Here is a 23,267-nt window from a genome sequence, read left to right on the forward strand (position 1 = left end):
GTGGGACAAAAGGTTAATCCAATTGGTTTAAGAGTTGGTGTTATCAGAACTTGGGATTCTCGCTGGTATGCGAAGGGTCAACAATATTTTGACAATCTCCACGAAGACATCCGTTTGAGAAAGTACTTGAAAGACAAGCTCAAGCACGCGGGTGTTGCGAAAATTGAAATGGAACGTGCTGCAAAGAAGATTAAAATCATCATCTCTACAGCTCGTCCCGGTGTCGTTATTGGTAAAAAAGGTACTGGTATTGATTCACTAAAAGCGGAAGTTCAAAAACTTACACCCAACGAAGTTTTCTTGAGCATCCAAGAAGTGCGCAAACCAGACCTCGATGCTCAGCTCGTTGCTGAGAGCATTGCTCAACAACTTGAGAAACGTATCTCTTGGAGAAGAGCACTTAAAAAATCAATTGCAGCTGCGATCAAAGGCGGCGTGAGAGGTATCAAGATCCGTGTTTCTGGACGTCTTGATGGAGCCGAAATTGCTCGTTCAGAGTGGTACAATGAGAAGAGCGTTCCTCTTCATACATTGCGTGCTGATATCGACTACGGTACAGCAGAAGCTTTGACAGCATACGGTATCATCGGATTGAAAGTATGGATCTATAAAGGCGATATCTTATCTGCTCGCGAAGTTGAGGAGGCAGGTCGTGTTAAGTCCTAAAAGAGTAAAATGGCGTAAACAATTTGTAGGCCGCGCAACTGGCTTTGCAGTAAGAGGTTGTCACCTAGATTTCGGTGACTACGGTCTTCAAGCGATCGAAGAAGGTCGCTTAACTGCACGTCAATTGGAAGCTGGTCGTATTGCTATCTCTAGAAGTGTTAAGCGTGGTGGTAAGATTTGGTGCCGTGTGTTCCCAAATATTCCTGTTACTAAAAAGCCTGCTGAAACTCGTATGGGTAGTGGTAAAGGTAACCCTGAATTATGGGTTTCCCGTATTCTTCCTGGAAAAGTTCTTTTCGAAATGAACGGTGTGACTCGTGAGCAAGCTAAAGAAGCTTTCGAACGTGCAGCTCACAAGCTTCCTTTCAAAACTCGTTTCTTGGTGAGGGAGTAGTTGTATGAAGTTCGTTGAGATTAAAGATCTTTCTGTAACTGAATTGAAGAAAAAAAGAGCAGCTCTTTCCGAAGAGTTGTTCCAAGCACGTATCAAGAATTCAATTGGTCAACTTTCGAACCCAATTGAAATTCGTGATCTTCGTCGCAGCATCGCTAAAATCAATACAGCGATTGTTAAAAAAGTGGCGAGATAGAGGTAGGAAATGAGTACTGAAACTAATACTAGAGGACGTAAAATTGAAGTCGTAGGTGAAGTTATCAGTGACAAGATGGATAAAACTATCTCTGTCCTCATCTACCGCATGGTGAAACATCCAAAATACGGTAAGTATGTTAAGAAGACATCTGTATTCAAGGCTCACGACGAAAAGAACCAGGCTAAAACTGGCGATATCGTTAAGATCCGTGAAACACGTCCTCTTAGCAAATCTAAGCGTTGGACTTTGGCTGAAATCGTTGAAACGGCTAAGGCGTAGGGAGGGTTGTCATGATTCAAATGCAAACTAGACTAAATGTAGCTGACAACTCTGGCGCAAAAGAAGTTATGTGCGTAAAGGTTCTTGGTGGTTCTAAACGTCGTGTTGCCTCTATCGGCGACATTATCGTTGTGTCTATCAAAGAAGCTTTGCCAAACGCTAAAGTTAAAAAAGGTGATGTTGCTAAGGCAGTAGTTGTTAGAACTGTGCAAAAGCTTCGCCGTCCAGATGGATCTTATATCCGTTTCGACGACAACTCTGCAGTTTTGATCAACGCTTCTAAAGAGCCCATCGGTACACGTATCTTTGGACCCGTAGCCAGAGAATTGAGAGCTAAGGCGTTCGTTAAGATCGTTTCTTTGGCTCCGGAAGTTCTCTAAGAGGTGTGATGTGAATCGCTTACATACAAAATATAAAAAAGAGATCGCTCCCGCTCTTCTGAAGCAATTGGGAGCAAAAAACGTGATGCAAGTTCCTCGCTTAGAGAAAATTACTTTGAGCGTGTGCTTGAGTGAAGCTGTTCAAAATCCAAAAATTTTGAATACAGTAGTTGATGAAATCACATCAATCACTGGTCAAAAAGCTGTTATCACGAAAGCAAAAAAAGCCATCTCTAACTTCAAATTGCGTGCTGGGATCCCATTGGGTGTCCGCGTAACTTTGAGAAGAGACAGAATGTGGTCTTTCATGGACCGTTTGAACACTTTGGCACTACCTCGCGTAAGAGACTTCCGTGGCTTGCCAAGTAAAGGTTTCGATGGCCGTGGTAACTACAACATGGGCTTAAAAGAGCAAATCGTGTTCCCGGAAATTAACTACGATAAAGTAGATAAAGTTCGTGGTATGAACATCACAATTTGTACAACTGCTAAAAACGACGCTGAGGGCAGAGCGCTTCTTGAAGCACTTGGCATGCCCTTCAGAAAGTAAGAGGGGTGTAACTTGGCTCGTAAAGCAAGCATCGAAAAGAATAATAAAAGAAAAGAGCTTTCTAAGCGCTATGCTCAATATAGAAAAGAGCTTAGAGAGAAGACTGTTGATATGAAGCTTTCTGACGAAGAAAGAGCTACAGCTCGCAAGAAGCTTCAAGCTCTTCCTCGCGATACCTCTCCAAACCGTGTTATCACACGTTGTGAAATTTCTGGTCGCCCTCGTGGTAACTACAGAAAGTTTGGATTGTCTCGTATTGCGTTCAGACAACTTGCTCTTGATGGTAAATTGCCTGGCGTAACGAAAGCTAGCTGGTAAGAGGATCAATATGGATACTATTTCTCAGTTCCTTACAATGATTAGAAATGCGGGAGCAGCAAGACACGAAAAAGTGGATCTTCCTGCTTCTAAAGTGAGAGCGGGTATTGCTCAAATCCTCGTTAACGAAGGTTTGATCAGAAGCTTCAAAGTCGCAAAAGACAGCAAACAAGGCATTATGCGTGTTTACTTGAAATACGACGAAGCTGGAAACCATGTGATCAACTCTATCGACCGCGTGAGCAGACCTGGTCGCAGAGTTTATGTTAAATCTGACAAGATTCCGACAGTTCGTTCTGGAATGGGTATGTCCATTCTTAGCACAAGCAAAGGAATCATGAGCGGTAAGCAAGCTACTGAGCAAAAGCTCGGTGGTGAATTGCTTGCGACACTTTGGTAGGTGAATCATGTCTCGTATTGGAAAAGCACCCGTTGTTTTTGATAACACAGTACAAGTAAGCGTAACACCTGCTAACGAAGTTGTCGTTAAAGGTGCAAAGAGCTCATTGAAAATCGGCATGCAGCCTGCGGTCTCTGCAAAAGTAGAGGGTGGCAAAGTTGTATTGACTCGTAAAGATGACTCTAAAGAAAGCCGCGCATTGCACGGTCTTTACAGAGCGCTTATTCAAAATGCCGTAACTGGCGTAACTAAAGGTTTTACTAAGGGCCTTGAACTTCAAGGTGTCGGTTATCGTGCAAACGTATCCGGTAAGAAGTTGGAACTCTCTTTGGGTTTCTCACACCCTGTGGTTTTCGACATACCTGAAGGAATCGAAATCAAAGTTGATAAGCAAACAAGTTTGTCGATCACTGGCGCAAGCAGAGAGCTTGTTGGGCAGGTTGCAGCGAAAATTCGCTCTTTCCGTCCTCCTGAGCCGTATCTTGGTAAAGGTGTTCGTTACACTGGTGAGCATATCAGACGTAAAGCTGGTAAGTCGGCTGGTAAATAATTGAGGTAAGATATGAAATTGAAATTTAATAAGCATACAAGCGATAGAAAAGTAAATCGCCTCAAAAAGAAAATCAGAATCCGCAAGACCGTAAATGGGACTGCGGAGAGACCTCGTCTTTGCGTATTCAGAAGCGGTAAGCATATGTACGCGCAAATTATCAACGACGTAAATGGCCACACTTTGGTAGCTGTTTCTTCTCTTGGTAAAGATGATAAGTCTGGTATCGAAATGGCGAAACTTGTTGGTATGGAAGCAGCTAAAGCAGCGGCTTCTCAAAATATCAAAGACGTGGTTTTCGATAGAAATGGTTATCTCTATCACGGACGTGTTAAATCTCTAGCTGAAGGCGCTCGTGAGGGCGGCCTCAATTTCTAAGGAGTGATGTGTGGAGAAAGTTCAAGCTCAAGCAGCTGAATTAGAAGAGCGTGTAGTTGCGATCAACCGTGTAACGAAAGTTGTTAAGGGTGGTCGTCGCTTCTCTTTCGCAGCTCTAGTAGTTGTTGGTAACAAAGCTGGCGATGTTGGTTTTGGCTCTGGTAAAGCAGGCGAAGTTCCTGAAGCTATCGGTAAAGCTAGCAGATCTGCAAAGAAATCTGCTAAATCTGTAGCTTTGAAAGATGGACGTACAATCCCTCACGAAGTGATTGGCAAGTTCGGTGCGGCAAAGGTTATTATGAGACCTGCAGCTCCTGGTACTGGCGTGATCGCGGGTGGCGCGGTGCGTGCAGTTCTTGAGTCTGTTGGCGTAAAAGACATTCTTACAAAGTGCGTAGGGACTCGTAATCCTCATAACGCGGTAAGAGCAACAATCGACGGCTTAAAGCAGTTGAAACAGCTTTAATTAGTCGGACTGGTGGCAAAAATGGCTAAAACATTCGTTCTTACTTTAAAAAGATCTTTGATCGGCTGCACACAGGACCAAAAAGATGCAGTTAAATGCCTTGGGCTAAAAAAACGTCATAGCACTTCTGAAGTGAAAGACTCTCCTGCAGCCCGCGGAAATATTATGAAAGTACAACATCTTGTTGATGTTGTGGTTAAGGGGTAATCCATGAGCTTGCTTAAAACACTTGCTCCCAAAGCGGGATCTAAGCACAGCCCAAAAAGAATCGGTCGTGGTATCGGTTCTGGTATGGGCGGCACTGCGACAAAAGGTCATAAGGGTCAATTGGCTCGTACTGGCGGTAAAGTTCGCAGAGGCTTCGAGGGTGGTCAAACACCTCTACATCGTCGTCTTCCTAAATTTGGTTTTAGCAACGTCGCGTTTGCTAACAAATTTGAGATTGTCAATATCGGACAACTTGCTAAATTTTCTGGAGAAGTAACTCCTGAAACTCTACACGCTGCTGGACTTGTGTCTAAAGGCGCTGTTAAGATTTTGGGAAATGGTGAGCTTAAGGCAGCTTTGACTGTAAAAGCTCATAAATTTTCAGAAAGCGCTAAGAAAGCTATTGAGGCTGCTGGCGGCAAAGTCGAGGTAATTAAGTAGTGTCTGCAATTGAGAGCATCGCAAAGAATTCCGATCTTCGTAAGCGTATTCTATTCACTTTAGCCTTATTGGCTATTTACAGAATCGGCGTCCATGTTCCGACTCCTGGAGTTGATGGAACTGCGGTGCTCTCATTTTTTCAAGCGCAAAGCCAAGGTATTTTCGGTTTGTTTAATACCTTTACGGGCGGTGCTCTCTCTCAATTTAGCGTTTTCGCATTGGGAATCATGCCCTACATCTCTGCTTCGATCATTTTTCAGCTTTTGACTTCGGCGATTCCATATTTGGAATCTTTGAAGAAAGAGGGTGAGCAGGGACGTCGTAAGATCAACCAATATACTCGTTATGCGACTGTGGCTCTGGCGATTATCCAAGGTTACGGAATCAGCAGTTGGTTGATGAATTCAACAAGTCCGGACGGCCGAGCACTTGTTACTGCTCCGACAGTAGCGTTCTTGCCTTTCCAAATCATGACTATTATCACATTGACTGCAGGTACTTGCTTTATCATGTGGTTGGGTGAGCAAATTACAGAAAGAGGTATCGGAAACGGTTCTTCTTTGATCATCTTCACTGGTATTGCAGCGGCGATTCCCCATGGCGCACAACAACTTTGGGAGCTGATGAAGTCTGGTGAAATGCGTTTTGCGATCGTTTTGTTGTTGGTTCTGTTCATGGTGGCGATCATTGCGGCTGTTATCTATATGGAAGTGGCTCAGCGTCGTATCACTGTTCAGTATTCGCAACGTCAAGGTGGCGGAGGAATGCAGTCTATGCAAACTCCAACTAGTCATCTTCCTATTAAAATTAATTTCTCTGGAGTTATTCCTCCAATTTTTGCGAGCTCATTATTAATGTTCCCAGCGACAATGGCGCAATTCGTCAATGTTCCTTGGTTGAAGGCTTTGCAAGATTCTTTGAACCCTTCAGGCACGATCTTTAATATTCTGTTCGTTGCTTTGATTGTGTTCTTTGCCTTCTTTTATACCGAAATCGTATTTAATCCTAACGAGGTTGCTGACAACCTTAAAAAGTATGGTGGTTTCGTTCCTGGTGTCCGTGCCGGTAAGAGCACTGCGGATTATATCCAAAGAGTTCTTGAGCGCGTAAACGTTCTAGGATGTATCTACCTCAGTGCCATTTGCGTATTGCCTGGCATTTTGACAACTCAGTTGAATGTTCCGTTCCACTTTGGTGGGACAAGTTTGTTGATCTTGGTTGGTGTGGCTTTGGATACTGCGCAGCAGATCCAGTCTCATATGATCACTCAAAAGTACGAGGGCTTCCTTAAGGGAGCTAAGATTCGCAGCAGAAGGGTTCAGTTCTAATGAACTTGATCCTCTTTGGAGCCCCAGGGGCTGGAAAAGGAACTCAATCCGAGCTGCTTATTAAGCGCTTAGGGATGACTCAGATCAGCACTGGTGATTTATTTCGTGCTGCCATTAAAGGGCAGACCGAACTTGGAAAAAAAGCTCAAGAGTATATGGATAAAGGTCAACTGGTGCCAGACAGCATTGTCATTGGCATGGTTGAAGAGGTCCTCCAAAAAGGCGTTAAGGACGTGATTTTGGATGGTTTTCCAAGGACTGTGGCTCAGGCCCAGGCGTTGGATGAACTGTTAGTAAAAATGCATCTTTCTATCGGAAAAGCGGTTTTTTTGGAAGTTCCGATGAAGATATTGATGGATCGATTGACGGGAAGACGGGTCTGTAAAAATTGCGGAGCTGTCTATCATATCGTCAGCAAGCCTACCAAGATGGAAGGCAAATGTGATGTTTGTGGGGGTGAAGTCATTCAGCGTAATGACGACAAGGCCGAGGTTATTGAAACCCGCCTAAAAACCTACGAAGAGTTCACAAGCCCTTTAAAAGAGTTTTATAAAAAAACAGGTAAATACATAGAAGTGGACGGTAATAGGGGCACCGAAGAAGTCTACCAAGAGATCGAAAAAATAATAAAATAGGCTGCTGTATTATTTTTATCTCTAGACTTTGTTGTTTTTCGGTGTTAGCGTGCCGGACCGCGTTCGTGTTTTTGCTGGTATTTTCGCTTCTTTGATGGAAGTGAAATTTAGTATGGGAAGACAGTATGAAAGTAAGACCATCGGTTAAGAAAATTTGTAACAAATGTAAAGTTATCAAAAGAAAAGGCGTTATTCGCGTAATTTGCGAAAACCCTAAACATAAGCAAAGGCAGGGTTAATCATGGCACGTATTCTTGGTGTCGACTTACCTAGAAATAAGAGAGTTGAAATCGCTTTGACTTACATCTACGGCATCGGTCGTCCTCGTGCGGCTATGATTTGCAAACAAGTAGGTATTCCTCATGAATTGAGAACTGAGGGACTTACAGATGAGCATATCGCGAAAATCCGCGGAATCATCGAGCAAAGCTTTAAAGTGGAAGGTGATTTGCGTCGTGAGATCGGTTTGTCTATCAAACGTCTTATGGACCTAAACTGCTTCCGTGGTATCCGCCATCGTAAAGGCTTACCTGTTCGTGGTCAGAACACTCGTTCTAATGCACGTACTCGTAAAGGACCTAAGAAGACGGTAGCTAACAAGAAAAAAGCCGTATAATCGGGAGTAGCTAGCAAATGAACACTGATAATAAAAAAGCTGTTGCTAAGAAAAAAGTTAAAAGAAACGTTCCTCAAGGGAACTGCTATATCCAAGCTGGTTTCGGAAACGTTATCGTTACGATGACTGATCCAAACGGAGCTACGGTGTCTTGGTCCTCTGCGGGACACCTCGGTTTCAAAGGAAGCCGTAAAGGTACTCCATTTGCAGCGCAAGTCGCGGCAGAAGACGCTGCAAAAAAGGCTATGGAAGCAGGCATGAAATCTGTGGACGTTTACTTGAAAGGACCAGGCGCTGGACGTGAGCCTGCAATCCGTGCATTGGCTGCAACAGGTATGAGAATCTTGACATTGAAAGATATCACTCCTGTTCCACATAACGGTTGCCGTCCACCTAAGCGTAGAAGAATTTAATAGAGGAGATAGTCGTGAGCTGCATTAACGAAAGCGTTTGTAAGCTTTGCCGTCGCGAAAACGTGAAACTTTTCTTGAAGGGTGATCGTTGTTATACAGATAAGTGTTCTTTCGAAAGAAGACCTTATCCTCCAGGACAACACGGTCAATCTCGTTTGAAGTTCTCTGAATTTGCACTTCAATTGCGTGAAAAACAAAAAACTAAGAGATACTACGGTGTTTCTGAGAAGCAATTCGTAAAATACGTACATGAGGCCAACCGTTCAAAAGAATTGACCGGTACTGCGCTTCTTAAGTCCCTTGAGATGAGACTTGATAACGTTGTGTACTCTTTGGGTTACGCAAACTCTCGTCGCGAAGCAAGACAGCTTGTTAAACACAATCATTTCTTGTTGAATGGTAAGAGAGCGAATATTCCAAGCATCCTTGTGAACAAAGGTGACGTTATTCAAGTTGCTGAGGCAAGTCGTGAAGTTGTTAAGATCCAAGCGGCAGTTCAATCTGTAGCTAGAAGATCTGTACCAGCATGGCTTGAAGCTGATCATGCTAAGTTCACAGGAACTGTTAAAGATCTTCCAAATCGTGAAGATGTAACAGTAGCTGTTGAAGAGAACATGATCGTTGAATACTACTCAAGATAATTTTACTTCTCGGGGGAACCATGCAAGAGCATTATTATAAATTTTGGAGAGAAATGATCAAACCAAAGGGATTTGAGGTTGATCGTGATTCTCTTCGTGATGACTACGCTAAATTCATCATCCGTCCCCTCGAAAGAGGTTTTGGTGTTACTTTGGGTAACTCCCTGAGAAGAATTCTTCTCAGCTCAATGATGGGTTCTGCAATTACAGCGGTTAAGTTTGAAGGTGTATTGCACGAGTTCACTACGATCCCAGACGTTCTCGAAGATGTTACAGACATCATCTTGAATCTTAAAGAAGTTCGCTTTAAACAATACACTTCTGATTCTGTGACTTTGAAGATCTCTAAAAAAGGTCCTGGTAAAGTGACAGCAGCAGATATCCAAACTTCCGATAAGATTGAGGTTTTGAACCCTGATCATCACATCGCGACTTTGGGTGCTAATGCGAATTTCAATGCTGAGATCATCGTGACTTTCGGTCGCGGATACGTGCCTGTAGAAAACAGAGAAACGGATCTTCCAGTAGGATTTATCGGCGTTGATGCTCTTTACAGCCCTATCAGAAAAGTAAACTACAATGTCTCCAATGCTCGTGTTGGTCAAAGAACTGACTACGATGCTTTGACGTTGGAAGTTTGGACTGATGGTTCATTGAAACCAGAAGAAGCAGTAGCTCTTTCATCTAAAATCATGAAAGAACAACTTCAGATCTTCCTGACTTTTGATGAAACAATGGAGCCTGCAGAAGAAGCTCGTGAAATGGGATCTCCTTCATTGAATGAGAACCTTTTCCGTTCAGTAGATGACCTTGAGTTGTCTGTTCGTTCAGCGAACTGCTTGAAAAATGCGAATATTCGCTACATCGGTGAGTTGGTTGTTCGTTCTGAAGCTGAAATGCTTAAGACTAAAAACTTTGGACGTAAGTCTCTTAACGAGATCAAAGAGATCTTGGGTGAGATGGGACTTGGCCTCGGTATGAAAATCGATGGCTGGCCTCCAGTAGGTTGGGATCCAAGCCAACCTCCTCAAAAGAGAGACACTCAACAGTAATAAATAGGGCATTCCGCGAAAGTAGAATGCCCATCCCAAAAGAACGTCCAATGATGGTGTTCTAAAACAAGTGACTCCTGCGGGAGTTGCGGGGCAGGGAGCCCTTAAAAGTGACCCTTCGGGGTACTATCGTACTGATACCTAATACGGTCAGCGCGTTTAATCGGAGAATAAAATGAGTTCACACAGAAGAAGAGTAAAACATTTCGATCGTAAATCTGGCCCAAGAAAAGCTTTGTTGAGAGGTCTTGTGACTTCTCTTATCGAGCACGGCCGTATCACTACAACTGTTGATCGTGCTAAAGAAGTACGTCGTCACGTTGAGAAAGCTATCACTCTTGGTAAAAAAGGTGACTTGGCAACAACTCGTTTGTTGATGTCTCGCTACCCTAACAAAGAGGCTGTAGCTACAATCATGAAGGATCTTTCTCCTCGCTTTAAGACACGCCCTGGTGGATACACTCGTATCATCAAGATCGGTCGTCGTCCTGGCGATACAGCTGAGATGGCCTTCCTTGAATTCGTAGATTACGATTTCGAAGCTAAAGGCGCTGCTAAAGAAGAAGCGAAAGCTGCAAAAGCAGAACCAAAAGCTGCGAAAAAGACTGTTAAAAAAGCTACAACAAAGCTTGTAGCGGCAAAGAAAAAGTCTGTTAAAAAGACTCAAAAGAAAGCAAGAGCAGCAGCTCGCGCTTAATTTTGACCTGATAGATAGAATTTTAAAAAAGGCTCTGGGAAACCAGGGCCTTTTGTTTTTTGGACGTTCGAAGTCAGCTAGGGCCGGGATGGTTTGGGTGAGCGGAGCGTGAAGTGTTGCTCCTGCGTGTGGAATCATCTAAGGTCTGTAGGAGCTAGGAGTCTTTATGAAGCAGCACTTGAAAGCACTTATTGTTGTTCTAATTATTGCCGTTTTGGGAGTGTGGGCTTTCAATTCATTTTATGCGTCCAAATTAAAAGAGGGCCCGACTTCGTACGCCTCTTTGGAGAGTATGGAAAAGGATGGGGTTTCTAATTTTTCAATGAAGGACCTTGCAGGACAAACTTTTGAGTTGAAATCCTACGAGGGAAAAATTGTGATTTTGAACTTCTGGGCTTCCTGGTGTGCTCCTTGTATCGAAGAGGTGCCTTCTCTTATTAAGTTGGTTAATGAGTTTAAGGGAGAGGTCCAGCTTATTGCGATCTCTGGGGATAGTAGTCGTGAAGATATTGATGTTTTTATGAAGTCCTTCCCTGAGTTAAAAGGGGCTCATATCAAAATTGTTTGGGATGAAGACCGCTCTTTGATGAAGCAGTTTCAAGTTGCCCGTCTACCGGAGTCTCTGGTTCTTAATAAAGAGCATAAGTTGGCCAAGAAGCTTGTGGGTTCGATTGATTGGTATAACAAAGACTCTATTGCTTATATGAACACTTTGCTGGGAAAGTAGAACTCGCAAAGCATAATTTTTTGATTTTCTCAGAGAGATCTTATTTTCAATTGAGAATCATTTTTTCCGATCGAGTGATCACGGGCGTAGCGAAAAGGCCGGTGGCTGATTTTGGTAAAATCAAACCACCGTTTTGATCGATTTCTTATTCTAAACAGTCATACATTAGATCAATTTTTGTGCCTTCGATTAAGGGATAGGTGAACTTCAATGTTTTTCCTTCCAGCTTCAGGCCGGAAACCTGTAGGTCATCCACTTTCACTTTTAACGAAGCGGGGTCGGCTTCACACTGCAAAGTGAGTGACGATAACGAGTTGACGATCTTGTCTTTAAAGGTGTTGAGGTTGGCACTGTAATCAGCGTCACAGATGCTTCCCACTCCGCCGTCAGTGAGACGAGACGCTTCTGCGTAAACATGACCTGCGTGGCTGGGCGAGGTGTCCTTGTCTTGCTCCGCTTCGCAGATCTTGTCGTCAGGCTTGACGATAATGGAGCTAAAGGTGAAGCGAATGTCGTCGCCAAATATTGTATGGGCTCGAGCTAGTAGAGTGGCTGGGAGGTCTTCCTCTGCAAGGGGTTGGTAGGCGGTGGTGGTGTCTGTCGCCTTCACGTTTTTAGGATCTCCTCCGACAGAACGCTCATCTTCGTCGGAAATTACGATGACAGAGATGGCCGCTCCAGGACGATAGCAGCTATGGGAGCTGGAATCTTTGAAGTTATCATGAGCTGCTTTGATGGCTCGTTCGTCTCCAGAGTTGCTGCCTCCGATAGTCATAGTATCGATTGTCGAAGTGAAGATCGTGTTGAGATCACTGGTTCCTTTTTTTAGAAGATAAGCCGGAGTACCTCCAGAAGGGGTGTAGTTCTTCCAAACTTGAGGAAGGCCGTAGACCAGGCTTCCACCTTGAGAATATCCACGCGTTGTCGTGAGACACATCTGCCAGTCGATTTTACTCGCATCCAGGGAGTTCACGAAGGTGGACATGCGAGCCGCAAGTTTTTTGAGTTCGGGCAACATCGAATTTGAGTCGTCCAGAACCAGCAAGAAGTCGACTTGTTTATTTCCGTAGGCGACCACTTCACTTGTTGAGACTGTTTTATTGGGAGCTGGGGCTGGCGCAGGGGGAGGTGCTACCGCCGCCGCCTCTTGCTCGGGGACGGGAGTGAAATTCATTTTGGCGCAAGCGTTGGTGAAGGTGGCGATCACACAGCTTAGAACTATATTTTGGGTTAGAGTCGAAGCTTTCATATAATACCTCTTCGTCAGACTAGCATAAAAACCTATGCTAAAAAAAGAGGCATGCCTTAAAAAGCGAGCAAAAATACTAAGCAATAACAGTAAGTTAGATATTTTGTCGAAGCTCTTGTCAGGTCCTGTAGAGAGCTTCGACATTCTTGGGGAAACAACTTTTACGAAATTAATAACATTCAGAAATATTAAAGTCCGAATTTTTTCTTCAACTCATCCAGTGCTTTTTTTCCTTCTTCTTCGAGCTTCTTTTTGCCCTGACTTTCGGCGTCCTTCTTGGCTTGATCGGCTTTGGTTTCAACCTGTTTTTTCTGATCTTCCAGTTGAGCCTGAGCCTTCTTCACTTCGTTGTCGAGGTGGCCTTTGAGTTGATTCAGTTGTGCTTCGATCTGAGCTTTCTGTTTTCCGATCTCTTGATCAATCATGGCTTGAATTTTTTTGCGAGCCTCGTCGATCTTGGCTTGAATTTGCTTTTCAAAACCTCTTTGAAGCTCCGGTCCCAGGTTTGAGTTGATGGACAGCGGAACATTCGGGAAAACACCTTGTCCGTCCACGCTGAGGGTGACAACGGGAATGCCGGCGAAGACAGCCTTTAGAATTTGATCGGCAATGTCGTTGCTGGACGACACGGCATAATCAATTTTAGAAAACTTATTGTTCATGGAGAGAACAATATTTTTAAGACCAGTGAGTTTTCCTTCAAGCCCCAAACTGCCGCTGGCTTTGTTAAAGGCTATTTTTACATCAGGAGACTGCACCAACTCTTTTCCTGAGATCGAATAAGAGTCCACTTTAAGTTTATAATCAATTTCGCTTTCATCTTTGGTGTTATCGAGTGACAGGCGCACCAGGAATCCGAAGATCTCATTGGAAGGGAAGTCCCCATTAAGCGTTGCCACAGTGGGTTTTCCAATCAAGCGCTGATTGGATGTGATGTTGAGAATCTCACCCTTGATATTACCGGCCTCTGGGGAAAGGCCTGCCTGAGAGCTAACCGCCGTTCGTTTGATCCAAAATAGAGGATAAGAGTTGAGACGACCAAATTCGTAACTGATGCCTTCCACGCGAGGGTGAGGTTGAATGACGATATCTTCGTTCTTCTTGTCTTTTGTCATAAGATTCGGTGGAACGTATTTATCGGCCAGCTCTTTATAGCGGAAGAACTTCGCTTTATAGGGCGCCAGGTAACGATTGAAAACAGCTAAAGTGAGAGCCTTGGCGTCGAGCTGCGGGATGCGGAAGTGTTGCTCAAGAGTTTTGATATCCGTTTTAACCTGCTTTTCGATTTCTTTGTATTGAGTCTCTAAAGCTTTGAGGTCCTTGCCGAGATCATCGCCGGTGCTTTGAACTTGTTTGTACATAGCATCGCCATCTTTAAAAACCTTATCAAGTTCTTGCAGAGATGTTTGCAGCTCTTGCGGAGTTTTAAAGTCTTTGTATTTAATCTTATTAAGGCGATCGTTTAAAGCCTGGATGTCTTTTCCTTGAGGAAGAGATTTGAGACGCTGATCCCAGCTTTGTTGCTTTGTTTTCAGTTCGACTTCAAATTTTTCCAGAAGGGCCTTCGAGGGCAAAGACTCTTGAAGTTTTTGTAGTTGTACGTTGGTGTCTGATCCGCCGAGCATCGCAATGACATCGCCGAGGACATTATCACCGGCTTGTCCCTGAGCTTCTTTAAGGGCTTGCTCTTTAAGTTTTTGAACTTCTTTTTCAGCTAGGCTGGGTTCGTTGGAGGGGGGCTCGGGAGGTTTAACTTTCCCGGGCTTTTTTCTTTTAACACCAAATTCAATTTGTTCTACGGCGGCTTCATTAACAACGACTTTGGCTCTCAAGAGTGCGTCCCAAAGCATTGAAAAACGAATGTCGCCAATTTTGAGAGAGTTATGGGTCGGGCGCTCTGCGTCTGTAAGTTCAATGCCTTGAATTCGTAAGCTGGCTTTAAAGAAACTTGTTTCAAGATTTGCGATGTTTACTTCCGCTCCGACTGCATTGTAGCCGGCCCACTCCAGGGCGCGGCGCAGATGTCCATCGAAAAAGAAATGGAAATAGAGGCCAATGACTAAACAAATGATGGAAAAAGGAATGATGGCTTCCCAGCGAATAGGGCCTTTGACTTTTTGTTTTGCGGTCTTTTGTTCTGGTGTTGTCATTGTGGCCTCGTTCTAACCGTAAAGTTTGTCGTAAGTGGTGTACCAGTTGTAGAGCTTTGTCGCGGCAAAGGCCTTCCAGGCCTTGGTTCCTTTGAAGCGAGCCACGACAGTTGCGCGATATTTAAGGATGGCGATCTTAAACCCCGCGTAGGCAAAAGGCAGAAGCAGAATTGAAACAATCATAGAGCCCATCACGATGCTGTTGTTAAAGCGAGTCATAGGCACAAGGGGCATGTTGTACATCGTAACAAAAAGGGGGCGAAGGCTTTCTGACTCCAAGACCGCCTTTCCTAAGAGGTGCGCAGGTTGATCAAAGAAGTAGGCGGTGAACTTGAAAAAAAAGGCGGAGAGGAAGGCCGCGCCAATTTGTACGCGAAAAACAAAAATGATTGCGAGCACCAGCAGTGTTTGAATGGAAAGAAAGGGAGCAAATCCTAAGATGAGTCCTAACGAAAGACCCGCAGCTAATTGATTTGTTCCGGTGTCTGAGTTGAGGAGCTTTAGGAAGTTGAAAAGCTGTTTGAGTAAGAGAGTCATCGGTATCCTCCTCGGAAGATTCTAATAAGCATAAATGCAAGGCGGCAAGTAGAAACCCGAGGACACCGGGGGAGACTTGTCGTAAGGTGGGATTATGATGATGCAGTGGGAAACCCAAATAATTGATACTGTGCAAATGGGTGGAGTCCTGGTTTTTATCGCCGATGGAGCTCCCGCAGATATAGAAGAATGGCTAAAGCCTCTTCATGAGAAATACCTCGGGCAAATTCCTTTTGTTAAGCGAAGCGTGCATGATCTCTTGAGTGTGAGGTATCAAACAAAACCTCAGGACATGATCTTTATCTTCTCGCCTCAGGTCGAGTGTCTGATGACTCTAAATGCCGTTTTGCAAGGTCAACGGGTCTTAGTGGGGGCGGAGCCGCCTTCTTTGTTTAAAGCTCTTGTGGACTTCGTTTGGGCTCCTTGTGAGTTGAGTGACTGGAAAATGGGGATGGACAGGCTGGCCGATCTGCAGAGGGGACTCACGGCGCCGCAAGATTTTTTAGAAAGCCATGAGGCACCCTGTTTGTTTTTGGATCGCGATGACGTTGTGGTAAAAAACGTTCCTTACAATAAGGACCCTGATAAGGTTGAGCTTCAGCCGGGCATTGAGGGTTTGATCTCTCGGGCGCATCAGAAAGGCTATTGGGTGGCTTTGGTGACCAATCAGTCAGGCTTAGGGCGTGGCTGGATTTCTTGGACGGAGTATCAGGCGGTTCATCAAAAAATGTTGGCTCTTTTGGCGGAAAAGTCTTGCTGGATTGACGAGTGTGTTTGGTCATTTTTTATAGACCAAGAGGCGACTCCTGCAGGGCGCTTAATGGCGAGTTTGCGCAAGCCCCGTACGGGAATGTTTCAGCTCGTGAATTCTAAAATCAAAGTGAATATGGCAAAATCGGTGATGGTCGGTGACAGTGCTTCCGATCTTATTGCGGCCGAGGGGGCTGGCGTGGGCAGTCTATATCTGCTCTCCTCGGAAAAGCTCAATAAGGAGCAGAGTACCTTAGTGGACTATCAGAAGGACCATCCTTCGTTTCAGTTTGAAGTTCGGTCCGATTTGAAATCCGTGATTCTTTAGTTCATATCTTCGATTTTTGTGGTCTCGACCCGGTCCTTGCGGCGAAGGTAAAAGAAAGCTCCCAGAAGGCTCACAAGGAAGACGCCGACTTGTTGGGCGGTGATCACCGTGGGGCCTAAATCTGACGAGTGACCTGTGTAGAGATTGAATAAGAAGTAAAAAGCAGCTTGTCCGACGCCGACTCCCGCTGGGGAGATGGGGATCGCTGTGGCCATAAAACCAAGAGGTGCTACAAGGAAATAGGTCTTAAGTGAAACATCTGTGAAGCCGGCCATGTATCCAGCAAGATAGAGGAAGATAATGGAGCTAGTTTGCCCTACAAGGCTGATGAGGATCACAGCAAAAAATCTTTTCCCGTCTTTTCCATAGATGTGCATGCTCTCATAGAGCTTCATGAATTTCGCAGAGAGAGGAAGTTTCGCGATAACTCTTTTTAAGAAACCCGCATCGTAGATCTTTTGCGAAAAAACTAAAGAGAGAGCGACCACAAAGACGAGGAAGAGACTCGTAATGAACCAAAATAAGGTCATGAGGGCGGGGGTTTTCACGATATGTTGTAGATCGTAAAGCATCACAACGAGCGCCATAAGCACCATCGCGAAAAGTCCTAGGACGCGATCCATGAGGACACTGGTGACGCCGATGACTTTGCTGCCTGGGTTCTCTCGGGTGAAATAGTAGGCTTTGATGACGTCGCCGCCGACCCCCCCAGGCATCGCAAAATTAAAGAAGCTTCCAATGAGGCTTAGCTTGAAGACGGGCCACGAGTGAGCCGATAGCTTTTGGGAGCGAATTAAAATTCGCCAGCGTTCACTTGCAAAAAAGAGACTGAGGAAAATTAAAAATAAAGCTAAAGAAGCGGCCCCAGGGTTGAGGAGATTTTTGAGGGCGGCAAAGTTTAATTTTCCAGATTGGATCAGCCAGTAAATGATGCCTGCAGAAAACAGGATCTTGGAAGACTGAACCAGGAGCTTTTTTGTGTGCTTAACCATGGTTCAGTCTTACTTGAATTTAACTAGGAACTCTACTTAGAAATGAGTTGTCCAGATTTTTTTAAGATTTGTCAGGACAGCCTCAAGGTTCTTAAGTGGTAAAGACGTCGGACCATCGCACAGAGCCTTTTCGGGGTTGGGATGAGTCTCTAGGAAGATTCCATCCACTCCGACAGCCATCGCAGCACGGGCCAAGGGCCACACCATTTCACCGCGTCCGCCACTGCTTTCACCGGTGGCTCCAGGAAGCTGAGTGGAATGAGTGCAATCCATGATTACGGGGAAACCCAAACGGCGCATTTCTACGAGCCCTGTCATGTCGTTGATAAGACGGTTGTAGCCAAAGGTTGTTCCGCGTTCACACAAGAGGATTTTATCGTTGCCGGCATTCACGGCTTTTTGTGCAATAGCCTTCATGTCCCAAGGAGCCAAGAACTGACCCTTCTTGATGTGAATGACCTTGCCTGTTTTGGCAGTCTCAACCAAAAGATCGGTTTGGCGAGAAAGGAAAGCGGGGATTTGCAGAACATCGGCCACCTCGGCGGTTTCTTTCACCTGAATGGTTTCATGAACGTCGGTTAAAAGAGCACAGCCCAATTCCCCTTTGATTTTCTCAAGACTTTTAAGAGCTGAATTCGCTCCAGGGCCGCGGAAGCTTGCAGCGCTTTGGCGATTGGCTTTATCGAAGGAGCATTTGAGGATCCAGGGAATGCCCAACGCTTTAGTAATTTTTTGAATCTCTTTGCCAGTTTCTAAAACCATGCCTTCGTCTTCGATAATGTCGGGACCCGCGAAAAGAACAAAGTTTTTTCCGTCTCCCCAAGTGATGGTTTCATTTGCTGTCTTGAGGACAACTGGTTTTGCGAGAGGACCAAATCCTGTGTTCATTAGAAAGCCCCTTTGACTGCGGCAATAATCTTATCTTGGGTCGCATTGTCCATATCAGGATACATTGGCAAGCTGATCACATGCTCGGCAGCCCAACGAGCCATTGGCAGTTCCTGCTTGGGATCTGCTGTATGTTCTTTGTACCAAGGTTGATCTGGCATAATGCGAGGGTAGTGCACGGAAGTGGGCACGCCCGCTTCGGACATCTTCTTTTGGAATCCCGCACGATCCTTCACAGTGAGAGTGTATTGAGCCCATGCAGATTTGCAGGTGGACTCTACGAAAGGCGTGCTGAAGCCATCGGCCTTAATAGAAGAAAAAGCATCATTGTAGCGATCTGCCACGCGTTGACGTTGGTCTAGTTCCCAATCGTATCTTTCCATCTTTGCCAAGAGGATCGCACATTGGATTGTGTCGAGGCGGCCATTGATTCCAAGGCGAGTGTGATAGTAGCGCGACTCAGAGCCGTGTTCGCGGATTTCTTTTACGATTTTGTAGAGATTGTCATCGTTAGTGAAGATGGCTCCGCCATCGCCGTAGCAGCCCAGGGGTTTTGCTGGGAAGAAGCTTGTGCCAGTTGCTGTCGTTAAGCTGCCGCTGCGCTGGTCTTTGTAGCGAGCACCAAAGCTTTGAGCCGCGTCTTCGATAACATGAAGCCCGTGTTTTTTTGCGATGGCGTTGATTTTGTCCATGTCAGGCATTTGGCCGTACAAGGAAACGGGCATGATCGCTTTGGTGCGAGGAGTGATGGCGGCCTCAATCTTGTTGATGTCGATATTGAAGGTTTTGGGATCAATGTCGACATAAACGGGTTTTGCTCCCGCAAGAACGATAACCTCTGCCGTTGCGATAAAAGAGAAAGCCGTGGTAATGACCTCGTCGCCTTGCCCGATGCCCAGGGCCATTAAGGGAACCCAAAGGGCGTCGGTTCCGTTGGCGATTGTGAGACAATGTTTTGTTCCAACGTATTTTGCCAAGGTTTGTTCAAGCTCAACAACTTCCGGTCCGTTGACATAGGCGCCATGATCTAGAACTTTTTGAATGCGTGAATCAATAGATGGTTTCAAAGCTTTGTATTGGGCTTTGAGGTCAATAAAAGGAATAGACATAAAAGGCCTCCAAATTTGAATATTTACGACAAAAAAAGTATCCTCTTCTTCGAATGAAATGTCTATCAGGACAAGGATTTAGGACTTTGGGTCGAGAGCTTTTTAAAGACTGTGGTGAAAGTGCCACGCGATCTGTTTACAAAAGGCCTCAGTTTTTTGACGAAATGGGCCATGGTGTGACTATAATTACGCACTCCCGGGGTTTGATGATATAAATTATGAACTTAGTTCGGAGGTCGCTTTGATACCGGTAGTACTGTCAGGAGGAAGTGGGACGCGTCTGTGGCCCGTTTCTCGGCAACATATGCCTAAACAATTTTGTGATATTTTTGGTCAGCCTTTGCAAACTTCGACCCTGCAAAGATGTATGAAGATGGGTTCTCCTTGGATTGTGACTTCTCAGGCATTGCAGACATTGACGGAGCTGAACCTTAAGCAGAATAAGGCAGAGGGCGTGCAGGTTGTTTATGAACCTGTGGGGAAAAACACAGCACCCGCCATTGCCGCTTTATGCAAACTTCTCGAGGCCCAAGGAAAAGGTCATGAGGTGGTGGGAATTTTTCCTTCTGATCATCTTATCACTAAAGAAGAGGCATTTTTAAAAGTTGTCGAGTTTGCGAAATCTGTGGCCGCAGAAAATCGTGTTGTGACACTGGGGATTACTCCCTCCTATCCAGAGACTGGGTATGGATATATTCAAACTCGCGCAGTCAGCATTAAAGAGCAAGGTCCGCTAAGAGCTTATTCGGTTGTTAAGTTTCATGAAAAGCCAGATTTGCAGAAGGCCAAAGAGTTTATTGCTCAAGGCAGCTTCAGTTGGAATGCAGGTATTTTTGTTTTTAAAGTGAGTCACATGGTGAGTCTTTTTGAAAAGCATCAGCCCGAGTTGTGGCGGCAGCTTTCTACTTTGAAGGAGGACTCGTCGAATCTCGAGGAAGTTTACTCGAAAGTTCAAAGCATTTCGATTGACTATGCCATCATGGAAAAGCTTAATGGCGATGAACTGGCCTGCATTCCGACGGATTGTGGTTGGAGTGATGTCGGATCGTGGGATGCGGTGGCCTCGTTGCAAAAAGGCCATGACGTTCTCAATGTCAAAGGGAGTGACAACTTTGTTTTTGGAGATTCTCAGAAACATTACTCGATGATTGGCATGGAAGATGTGATTGTTGTCGACACTAAAGATGCCATGATGTTAGTGAAGAAGGGGCAATCTCAAGATGTTCGTCATGTGGTGGAGGCCTTAAGTCAGCAGAAGTCCTCGTTGGTGAAGGGACATGTCTACGAGTATCGCCCATGGGGATATTTTGAGATTATTAAAGATACGGAGCACTTTAAATCCAAAATGATTCGGGTGAATCCTCATTCACAGATTTCATATCAGTCTCACGCGAAGCGGGAAGAGCATTGGACTATCGCTCGAGGCTCTGGAGAAGTGGTTCTCAATGACCAGGTGATTCCCGTGAAGGCGGGAAGTCATGTCCATATTCCGTTGGGCGCAAAACATCGCATTCGCAATAATACGGAAGCTCTTTTGGAGTTTGTAGAAGTTCAGCTGGGAACTTATTTTGGTGAAGACGATATCGTCAGATACGAAGACGACTATCGGAGAACGTAAAAAAAGGGACTTAGTCCCTTTTTTTATTTTTGGTTTTTGCGAAGAGATTCTTCTTCTTCGGGTAAGTCGACATCCACTTCTTCTTTATCTGTTTTTACTTCTTGAAGAGTTGGGCTCTTGGTAGCCGTCGCGCTGAGATCAGCATGGTAGGCATAGAGAACGCCACCTTCCTTAAAGTTGGTGATCATTTTGCGAATGATTCCAGGGGCGACTGCCGGGCATCCCCAGCTTCGTCCAAGACGACCTTGAGCTTTCACAAAATCCTCGGAGACATAACTGGCTGCGTGGACGACGATGTCTCGTTCTGCGGCCTTATCATTAGAGGGTTCCAGGCCATAAAGATTTAAAGATTCCCCGTGTTGACCGTAGTAGGTATTGCCTCCCAGGTAGAGTCCAAGGGATGACATCTTTGATCCATCAATATTCGAGAACTTAGCCGCGACGTTGACGCCAGAGCCTTTGCCGTGGGCTACGAAATGTTTTGAGACGACTCCAGTCTTCAGGTTTATAACAAACAGACGACGCTCGCTGGAGGGCTTCGAAAAATCGATGATGGCGGCTGTTTCATCTTTGATAGTGATCTCGCGGTCGGCCATAAAGGCGTTGCCTTTTCCTCTGACCTTGGATTTGACGAGGACGGTTTTTCCTTTGTTAATGTCGAGGAATTCAAAAGTTCTTTGTAGGGCAGCTTCCGGGACGCCTTGCTTTATGAACATATCGTAAAGCCGTTCTTCATTGACTTTCACATCATAGAGACTTCCCGCAAAGCTCTGCAGGCTGAAGAGGGTTAGAGTAAGCAAGCTGAGCAGCTTAATCATGGTAGGTTCCTTTTAACGCAATTTACGTCCAATTAGAGTTCATCCGTTCGGAAGATATACAAGGCGTATGCCATCTGGTTTGGGGTTTATTGCCGTTACACGAACGTTCTTGACGAAGAAGGTGACGTGAATGGGCGCTTTGTCCAAAAGTTTGTCACCGGGATGTTCCAGCATGTGGCATCTGACAAATAGGTACTTCAATATTAAGGGTTCGAAATCTAGGTTGTTTCTTTTTAATTGAGCTCGGCTGTTTTTATGTTGATTGTCTGAGTTTCAAAAAGTTAGGTTCTTTTGTCGGAAAGTTCTTAGAGTAGCTCTTGCGGAATTCATTCGGGGGACGAATTTGCCTGTGAAATCCGTGATTCTCATTCGAGAACTACCTTAGTCAGGAATGTGTTTTTGAATCAAACTGGTGGAAAAGATGGTGATTTTTTTTTCATCGCGTTTCTATTTTTTCTATTCGTGAGAATCAGAGAGTGTAGTGCCTTAGTAGTTTTAATATTTTGATGTCGCAAGCAGACAATTAAAAGACTGAAAATTACGACCTTCAAACTTTCAAAAGAAAAACAACTCGACTAATCCTACCTCGGTCAACCAACAAAAAAGGTTATGGAGGAAAAATGAATTTCAAAATAAAGAAATCCGTCCTCGCAATGGGTATCTCGCTTATTGCGAATCCCTCTTGGTCACAGGTGTCTAATCACGTCTATGATCAGAGTGCGACGGATAAAAAAATTGCTTCGAAATATTCTGGTGAGAAAACGGGGAAGGTGAGTGTTCCTGTTGGATCTTTCGTTACCTTTGGATCTAGTCCCAAGCCGGGCGAAAATAACGGCGGCGGCAAAGGTCCACAGGAAAATAACAATAATGGTGGCAACAAAGGCGACCATGGCGGCAGTTCGAATAATGGTGGCGGAACGGGCCATGGTGGTAGTTCGAATAACGGAAATAATGGTAATGGTGGGCCTAAGGGAGATAATAACGGCGGTGATAAAGGTGACCATGGCGGCAGTTCGAATAATGGTGGCGGAACGGGCCATGGTGGTAGTTCGAATAACGGAAATAATGGTAATGGTGGGCCTAAGGGAGATAATAACGGCGGTGATAAAGGTGACCATGGCGGCAGTTCGAATAATGGTGGCGGAACGGGCCATGGCGGTAGTTCGAATAACGGCAATAATGGTAATGGCGGGCCTAAGGGAGATAATAACGGCGGTGGTAAAGACGATCACGGTGGCGGAAAAGATGACCATGGTGGTGGTAAAGACGACCATGGTGGTGGTAAAGACGACCATGGTGGTGGCAAAGACGATCACGGTGGCGGAAAAGATGACCATGGTGGTGGTAAAGACGACCATGGTGGTGGTAAAGACGACCATGGTGGTGGCAAAGACGATCACGGTGGCGGAAAAGATGACCATGGTGGTGGTAAAGACGACCATGGTGGTGGTAAAGACGACCATGGTGGTGGCAAAGACGATCACGGTGGCG

At 45.1% G+C, this 23,267-nt stretch carries 31 protein-coding genes and 1 pseudogene; 25 read left to right on the forward strand and 7 right to left on the reverse strand.

Features of this window, described 5'->3' with window-relative positions; all coding sequences use genetic code 11:
* From rpsC to ACM64D_RS03945, 22 genes are all read left to right on the forward strand, one after another.
* Positions 1–666, forward strand: coding sequence for a 30S ribosomal protein S3 (gene rpsC, locus ACM64D_RS03840; RefSeq protein WP_374074743.1), 666 nt, complete (start codon positions 1–3; stop codon positions 664–666).
* A complete protein-coding gene (gene rplP, locus ACM64D_RS03845) occupies positions 653–1,060 on the forward strand; it encodes a 50S ribosomal protein L16 (RefSeq protein WP_415061863.1) in 408 nt (135 codons plus the stop codon). Before rpsC ends, rplP begins: the two co-directional genes overlap by 14 nt.
* A gap of 4 nt (positions 1,061–1,064) precedes the next feature.
* Positions 1,065–1,256 carry a 50S ribosomal protein L29 gene (rpmC, locus tag ACM64D_RS03850; RefSeq protein WP_088615301.1) on the forward strand — a complete coding sequence of 64 codons (192 nt, stop codon included), beginning with the start codon at positions 1,065–1,067 and terminating at the stop codon, positions 1,254–1,256.
* 9 nt (positions 1,257–1,265) lie between these two features.
* Positions 1,266–1,538 carry a 30S ribosomal protein S17 gene (rpsQ, locus tag ACM64D_RS03855; protein ID WP_415061864.1) on the forward strand — a complete coding sequence of 91 codons (273 nt, stop codon included), beginning with the start codon at positions 1,266–1,268 and terminating at the stop codon, positions 1,536–1,538.
* An 11-nt stretch (positions 1,539–1,549) separates the two neighbouring features.
* On the forward strand, positions 1,550–1,918 hold the full coding sequence (gene rplN, locus ACM64D_RS03860) for a 50S ribosomal protein L14 (RefSeq protein ID WP_415061865.1): 369 nt from the start codon (positions 1,550–1,552) through the stop codon (positions 1,916–1,918).
* A 10-nt stretch (positions 1,919–1,928) separates the two neighbouring features.
* On the forward strand, positions 1,929–2,468 hold the full coding sequence (gene rplE / locus ACM64D_RS03865; RefSeq protein WP_415061866.1) for a 50S ribosomal protein L5: 540 nt from the start codon (positions 1,929–1,931) through the stop codon (positions 2,466–2,468).
* A gap of 12 nt (positions 2,469–2,480) precedes the next feature.
* Positions 2,481–2,786: a 30S ribosomal protein S14 gene (rpsN, locus tag ACM64D_RS03870; RefSeq protein WP_415061867.1), complete on the forward strand. Its 306-nt coding sequence runs from the start codon at positions 2,481–2,483 to the stop codon at positions 2,784–2,786.
* Between the two features lie 10 nt (positions 2,787–2,796).
* Positions 2,797–3,186: a 30S ribosomal protein S8 gene (rpsH, locus tag ACM64D_RS03875; RefSeq protein WP_415061868.1), complete on the forward strand. Its 390-nt coding sequence runs from the start codon at positions 2,797–2,799 to the stop codon at positions 3,184–3,186.
* Between the two features lie 7 nt (positions 3,187–3,193).
* Complete coding sequence (gene rplF / locus ACM64D_RS03880) at positions 3,194–3,736, forward strand: 50S ribosomal protein L6 (protein WP_415061869.1); 543 nt, start codon at positions 3,194–3,196, stop codon at positions 3,734–3,736.
* Between the two features lie 12 nt (positions 3,737–3,748).
* Positions 3,749–4,114: a 50S ribosomal protein L18 gene (gene rplR / locus ACM64D_RS03885; RefSeq protein WP_415061870.1), complete on the forward strand. Its 366-nt coding sequence runs from the start codon at positions 3,749–3,751 to the stop codon at positions 4,112–4,114.
* A 10-nt stretch (positions 4,115–4,124) separates the two neighbouring features.
* On the forward strand, positions 4,125–4,580 hold the full coding sequence (rpsE, locus tag ACM64D_RS03890; protein ID WP_415061871.1) for a 30S ribosomal protein S5: 456 nt from the start codon (positions 4,125–4,127) through the stop codon (positions 4,578–4,580).
* 21 nt (positions 4,581–4,601) lie between these two features.
* On the forward strand, positions 4,602–4,787 hold the full coding sequence (rpmD, locus tag ACM64D_RS03895) for a 50S ribosomal protein L30 (RefSeq protein ID WP_063204845.1): 186 nt from the start codon (positions 4,602–4,604) through the stop codon (positions 4,785–4,787).
* Positions 4,788–4,790: 3 nt separating this feature from the next.
* Positions 4,791–5,228, forward strand: coding sequence for a 50S ribosomal protein L15 (rplO, locus tag ACM64D_RS03900; RefSeq protein WP_415061872.1), 438 nt, complete (start codon positions 4,791–4,793; stop codon positions 5,226–5,228).
* Positions 5,228–6,556 (forward strand): preprotein translocase subunit SecY, encoded by a 1,329-nt coding sequence (gene secY / locus ACM64D_RS03905; RefSeq protein WP_415061873.1) that lies wholly within the window; start codon positions 5,228–5,230, stop codon positions 6,554–6,556. The genes rplO and secY overlap by 1 nt, the downstream gene beginning before the upstream one ends.
* Positions 6,556–7,191 carry an adenylate kinase gene (locus tag ACM64D_RS03910; protein WP_415061874.1) on the forward strand — a complete coding sequence of 212 codons (636 nt, stop codon included), beginning with the start codon at positions 6,556–6,558 and terminating at the stop codon, positions 7,189–7,191. Before secY ends, ACM64D_RS03910 begins: the two co-directional genes overlap by 1 nt.
* A gap of 125 nt (positions 7,192–7,316) precedes the next feature.
* Positions 7,317–7,430 (forward strand): 50S ribosomal protein L36, encoded by a 114-nt coding sequence (rpmJ, locus tag ACM64D_RS03915; protein WP_080683743.1) that lies wholly within the window; start codon positions 7,317–7,319, stop codon positions 7,428–7,430.
* Positions 7,431–7,432: 2 nt separating this feature from the next.
* Complete coding sequence (gene rpsM / locus ACM64D_RS03920) at positions 7,433–7,807, forward strand: 30S ribosomal protein S13 (protein WP_374714529.1); 375 nt, start codon at positions 7,433–7,435, stop codon at positions 7,805–7,807.
* A 17-nt stretch (positions 7,808–7,824) separates the two neighbouring features.
* Positions 7,825–8,220, forward strand: a complete 396-nt coding sequence (gene rpsK, locus ACM64D_RS03925; RefSeq protein ID WP_415061875.1) for a 30S ribosomal protein S11 — start codon at positions 7,825–7,827, stop codon at positions 8,218–8,220.
* 14 nt (positions 8,221–8,234) lie between these two features.
* Positions 8,235–8,861 (forward strand): 30S ribosomal protein S4, encoded by a 627-nt coding sequence (rpsD, locus tag ACM64D_RS03930; RefSeq protein ID WP_415061876.1) that lies wholly within the window; start codon positions 8,235–8,237, stop codon positions 8,859–8,861.
* Between the two features lie 20 nt (positions 8,862–8,881).
* Positions 8,882–9,913, forward strand: a complete 1,032-nt coding sequence (locus ACM64D_RS03935; protein WP_415061877.1) for a DNA-directed RNA polymerase subunit alpha — start codon at positions 8,882–8,884, stop codon at positions 9,911–9,913.
* Positions 9,914–10,088: 175 nt separating this feature from the next.
* Positions 10,089–10,610 carry a 50S ribosomal protein L17 gene (gene rplQ, locus ACM64D_RS03940; protein WP_415061878.1) on the forward strand — a complete coding sequence of 174 codons (522 nt, stop codon included), beginning with the start codon at positions 10,089–10,091 and terminating at the stop codon, positions 10,608–10,610.
* Between the two features lie 166 nt (positions 10,611–10,776).
* Positions 10,777–11,337 carry a TlpA disulfide reductase family protein gene (locus ACM64D_RS03945; protein WP_415061879.1) on the forward strand — a complete coding sequence of 187 codons (561 nt, stop codon included), beginning with the start codon at positions 10,777–10,779 and terminating at the stop codon, positions 11,335–11,337.
* Positions 11,338–11,482: 145 nt separating this feature from the next.
* On the opposite strand, the gene ACM64D_RS03950 is transcribed toward ACM64D_RS03945, so the two are convergent.
* From ACM64D_RS03950 to ACM64D_RS03960, 3 genes are all read right to left on the reverse strand, one after another.
* Positions 11,483–12,586, reverse strand: coding sequence for a vWA domain-containing protein (locus ACM64D_RS03950; protein WP_415061880.1), 1,104 nt, complete (start codon positions 12,584–12,586; stop codon positions 11,483–11,485).
* Positions 12,587–12,774: 188 nt separating this feature from the next.
* Positions 12,775–14,736: a TIGR03545 family protein gene (locus ACM64D_RS03955; RefSeq protein WP_415061881.1), complete on the reverse strand. Its 1,962-nt coding sequence runs from the start codon at positions 14,734–14,736 to the stop codon at positions 12,775–12,777.
* A 12-nt stretch (positions 14,737–14,748) separates the two neighbouring features.
* Positions 14,749–15,273 carry a TIGR03546 family protein gene (locus tag ACM64D_RS03960; protein ID WP_415061882.1) on the reverse strand — a complete coding sequence of 175 codons (525 nt, stop codon included), beginning with the start codon at positions 15,271–15,273 and terminating at the stop codon, positions 14,749–14,751.
* Between the two features lie 94 nt (positions 15,274–15,367).
* Here ACM64D_RS03960 and ACM64D_RS03965 point away from each other — a divergent pair, with 94 nt between their 5' ends.
* The gene (locus tag ACM64D_RS03965; protein WP_415061883.1) at positions 15,368–16,351 is read left to right on the forward strand and encodes a D-glycero-alpha-D-manno-heptose-1,7-bisphosphate 7-phosphatase; all 984 of its coding nucleotides are present in this window, start codon (positions 15,368–15,370) and stop codon (positions 16,349–16,351) included.
* On the opposite strand, the gene ACM64D_RS03970 is transcribed toward ACM64D_RS03965, so the two are convergent.
* From ACM64D_RS03970 to ACM64D_RS03980, 3 genes are read right to left on the reverse strand one after another with little or no spacing between them, the layout of a single operon-like run.
* On the reverse strand, positions 16,348–17,343 hold the full coding sequence (locus tag ACM64D_RS03970; RefSeq protein ID WP_415061884.1) for a lysylphosphatidylglycerol synthase transmembrane domain-containing protein: 996 nt from the start codon (positions 17,341–17,343) through the stop codon (positions 16,348–16,350). The two genes, ACM64D_RS03965 and ACM64D_RS03970, sit on opposite strands and share 4 nt — an antisense overlap.
* Before the next feature lie 36 nt (positions 17,344–17,379).
* Positions 17,380–18,231, reverse strand: a complete 852-nt coding sequence (gene kdsA, locus ACM64D_RS03975) for a 3-deoxy-8-phosphooctulonate synthase (RefSeq protein WP_415061885.1) — start codon at positions 18,229–18,231, stop codon at positions 17,380–17,382.
* Positions 18,231–19,334, reverse strand: a complete 1,104-nt coding sequence (locus tag ACM64D_RS03980) for a DegT/DnrJ/EryC1/StrS family aminotransferase (protein ID WP_415061890.1) — start codon at positions 19,332–19,334, stop codon at positions 18,231–18,233. The genes kdsA and ACM64D_RS03980 overlap by 1 nt, the downstream gene beginning before the upstream one ends.
* 247 nt (positions 19,335–19,581) lie before the next feature.
* Here ACM64D_RS03980 and ACM64D_RS03985 point away from each other — a divergent pair, with 247 nt between their 5' ends.
* Positions 19,582–20,958, forward strand: coding sequence for a mannose-1-phosphate guanylyltransferase/mannose-6-phosphate isomerase (locus tag ACM64D_RS03985; protein WP_415061886.1), 1,377 nt, complete (start codon positions 19,582–19,584; stop codon positions 20,956–20,958).
* Between the two features lie 23 nt (positions 20,959–20,981).
* On the opposite strand, the gene ACM64D_RS03990 is transcribed toward ACM64D_RS03985, so the two are convergent.
* Positions 20,982–21,776 (reverse strand): murein L,D-transpeptidase catalytic domain family protein, encoded by a 795-nt coding sequence (locus ACM64D_RS03990; RefSeq protein WP_415061887.1) that lies wholly within the window; start codon positions 21,774–21,776, stop codon positions 20,982–20,984.
* 620 nt (positions 21,777–22,396) lie between these two features.
* On the opposite strand from ACM64D_RS03990, the pseudogene ACM64D_RS03995 reads away from it, so the two are divergent.
* Positions 22,397–23,267 (forward strand): annotated as a pseudogene (locus ACM64D_RS03995) (hypothetical protein); the annotation flags it as partial.

It is taken from the genome of Bdellovibrio sp. (assembly GCF_047637665.1).
In the GTDB taxonomy this organism is placed as follows: Bacteria; Bdellovibrionota; Bdellovibrionia; order Bdellovibrionales; family Bdellovibrionaceae; genus Bdellovibrio.

Coding starts and splice junctions, on each gene's coding strand:
- rplO (WP_415061872.1), top strand. CDS start 4,791: ATGAGCTTGCTTAAAACACTTGCTCCCAAAGCGGGATCTAAGCACAGC.
- ACM64D_RS03910 (WP_415061874.1), top strand. CDS start 6,556: ATGAACTTGATCCTCTTTGGAGCCCCAGGGGCTGGAAAAGGAACTCAA.
- rpmD (WP_063204845.1), top strand. CDS start 4,602: ATGGCTAAAACATTCGTTCTTACTTTAAAAAGATCTTTGATCGGCTGC.
- ACM64D_RS03955 (WP_415061881.1), bottom strand. CDS start 14,736: ATGACAACACCAGAACAAAAGACCGCAAAACAAAAAGTCAAAGGCCCT.
- ACM64D_RS03965 (WP_415061883.1), top strand. CDS start 15,368: ATGATGATGCAGTGGGAAACCCAAATAATTGATACTGTGCAAATGGGT.
- rplF (WP_415061869.1), top strand. CDS start 3,194: ATGTCTCGTATTGGAAAAGCACCCGTTGTTTTTGATAACACAGTACAA.
- rpsQ (WP_415061864.1), top strand. CDS start 1,266: ATGAGTACTGAAACTAATACTAGAGGACGTAAAATTGAAGTCGTAGGT.
- kdsA (WP_415061885.1), bottom strand. CDS start 18,231: ATGAACACAGGATTTGGTCCTCTCGCAAAACCAGTTGTCCTCAAGACA.
- ACM64D_RS03970 (WP_415061884.1), bottom strand. CDS start 17,343: ATGGTTAAGCACACAAAAAAGCTCCTGGTTCAGTCTTCCAAGATCCTG.
- rpsM (WP_374714529.1), top strand. CDS start 7,433: ATGGCACGTATTCTTGGTGTCGACTTACCTAGAAATAAGAGAGTTGAA.
- ACM64D_RS03945 (WP_415061879.1), top strand. CDS start 10,777: ATGAAGCAGCACTTGAAAGCACTTATTGTTGTTCTAATTATTGCCGTT.
- ACM64D_RS03950 (WP_415061880.1), bottom strand. CDS start 12,586: ATGAAAGCTTCGACTCTAACCCAAAATATAGTTCTAAGCTGTGTGATC.
- rpsK (WP_415061875.1), top strand. CDS start 7,825: ATGAACACTGATAATAAAAAAGCTGTTGCTAAGAAAAAAGTTAAAAGA.
- rplR (WP_415061870.1), top strand. CDS start 3,749: ATGAAATTGAAATTTAATAAGCATACAAGCGATAGAAAAGTAAATCGC.
- rplQ (WP_415061878.1), top strand. CDS start 10,089: ATGAGTTCACACAGAAGAAGAGTAAAACATTTCGATCGTAAATCTGGC.
- rplN (WP_415061865.1), top strand. CDS start 1,550: ATGATTCAAATGCAAACTAGACTAAATGTAGCTGACAACTCTGGCGCA.
- ACM64D_RS03935 (WP_415061877.1), top strand. CDS start 8,882: ATGCAAGAGCATTATTATAAATTTTGGAGAGAAATGATCAAACCAAAG.
- rpmC (WP_088615301.1), top strand. CDS start 1,065: ATGAAGTTCGTTGAGATTAAAGATCTTTCTGTAACTGAATTGAAGAAA.
- rpsH (WP_415061868.1), top strand. CDS start 2,797: ATGGATACTATTTCTCAGTTCCTTACAATGATTAGAAATGCGGGAGCA.
- ACM64D_RS03990 (WP_415061887.1), bottom strand. CDS start 21,776: ATGATTAAGCTGCTCAGCTTGCTTACTCTAACCCTCTTCAGCCTGCAG.
- rpmJ (WP_080683743.1), top strand. CDS start 7,317: ATGAAAGTAAGACCATCGGTTAAGAAAATTTGTAACAAATGTAAAGTT.
- ACM64D_RS03960 (WP_415061882.1), bottom strand. CDS start 15,273: ATGACTCTCTTACTCAAACAGCTTTTCAACTTCCTAAAGCTCCTCAAC.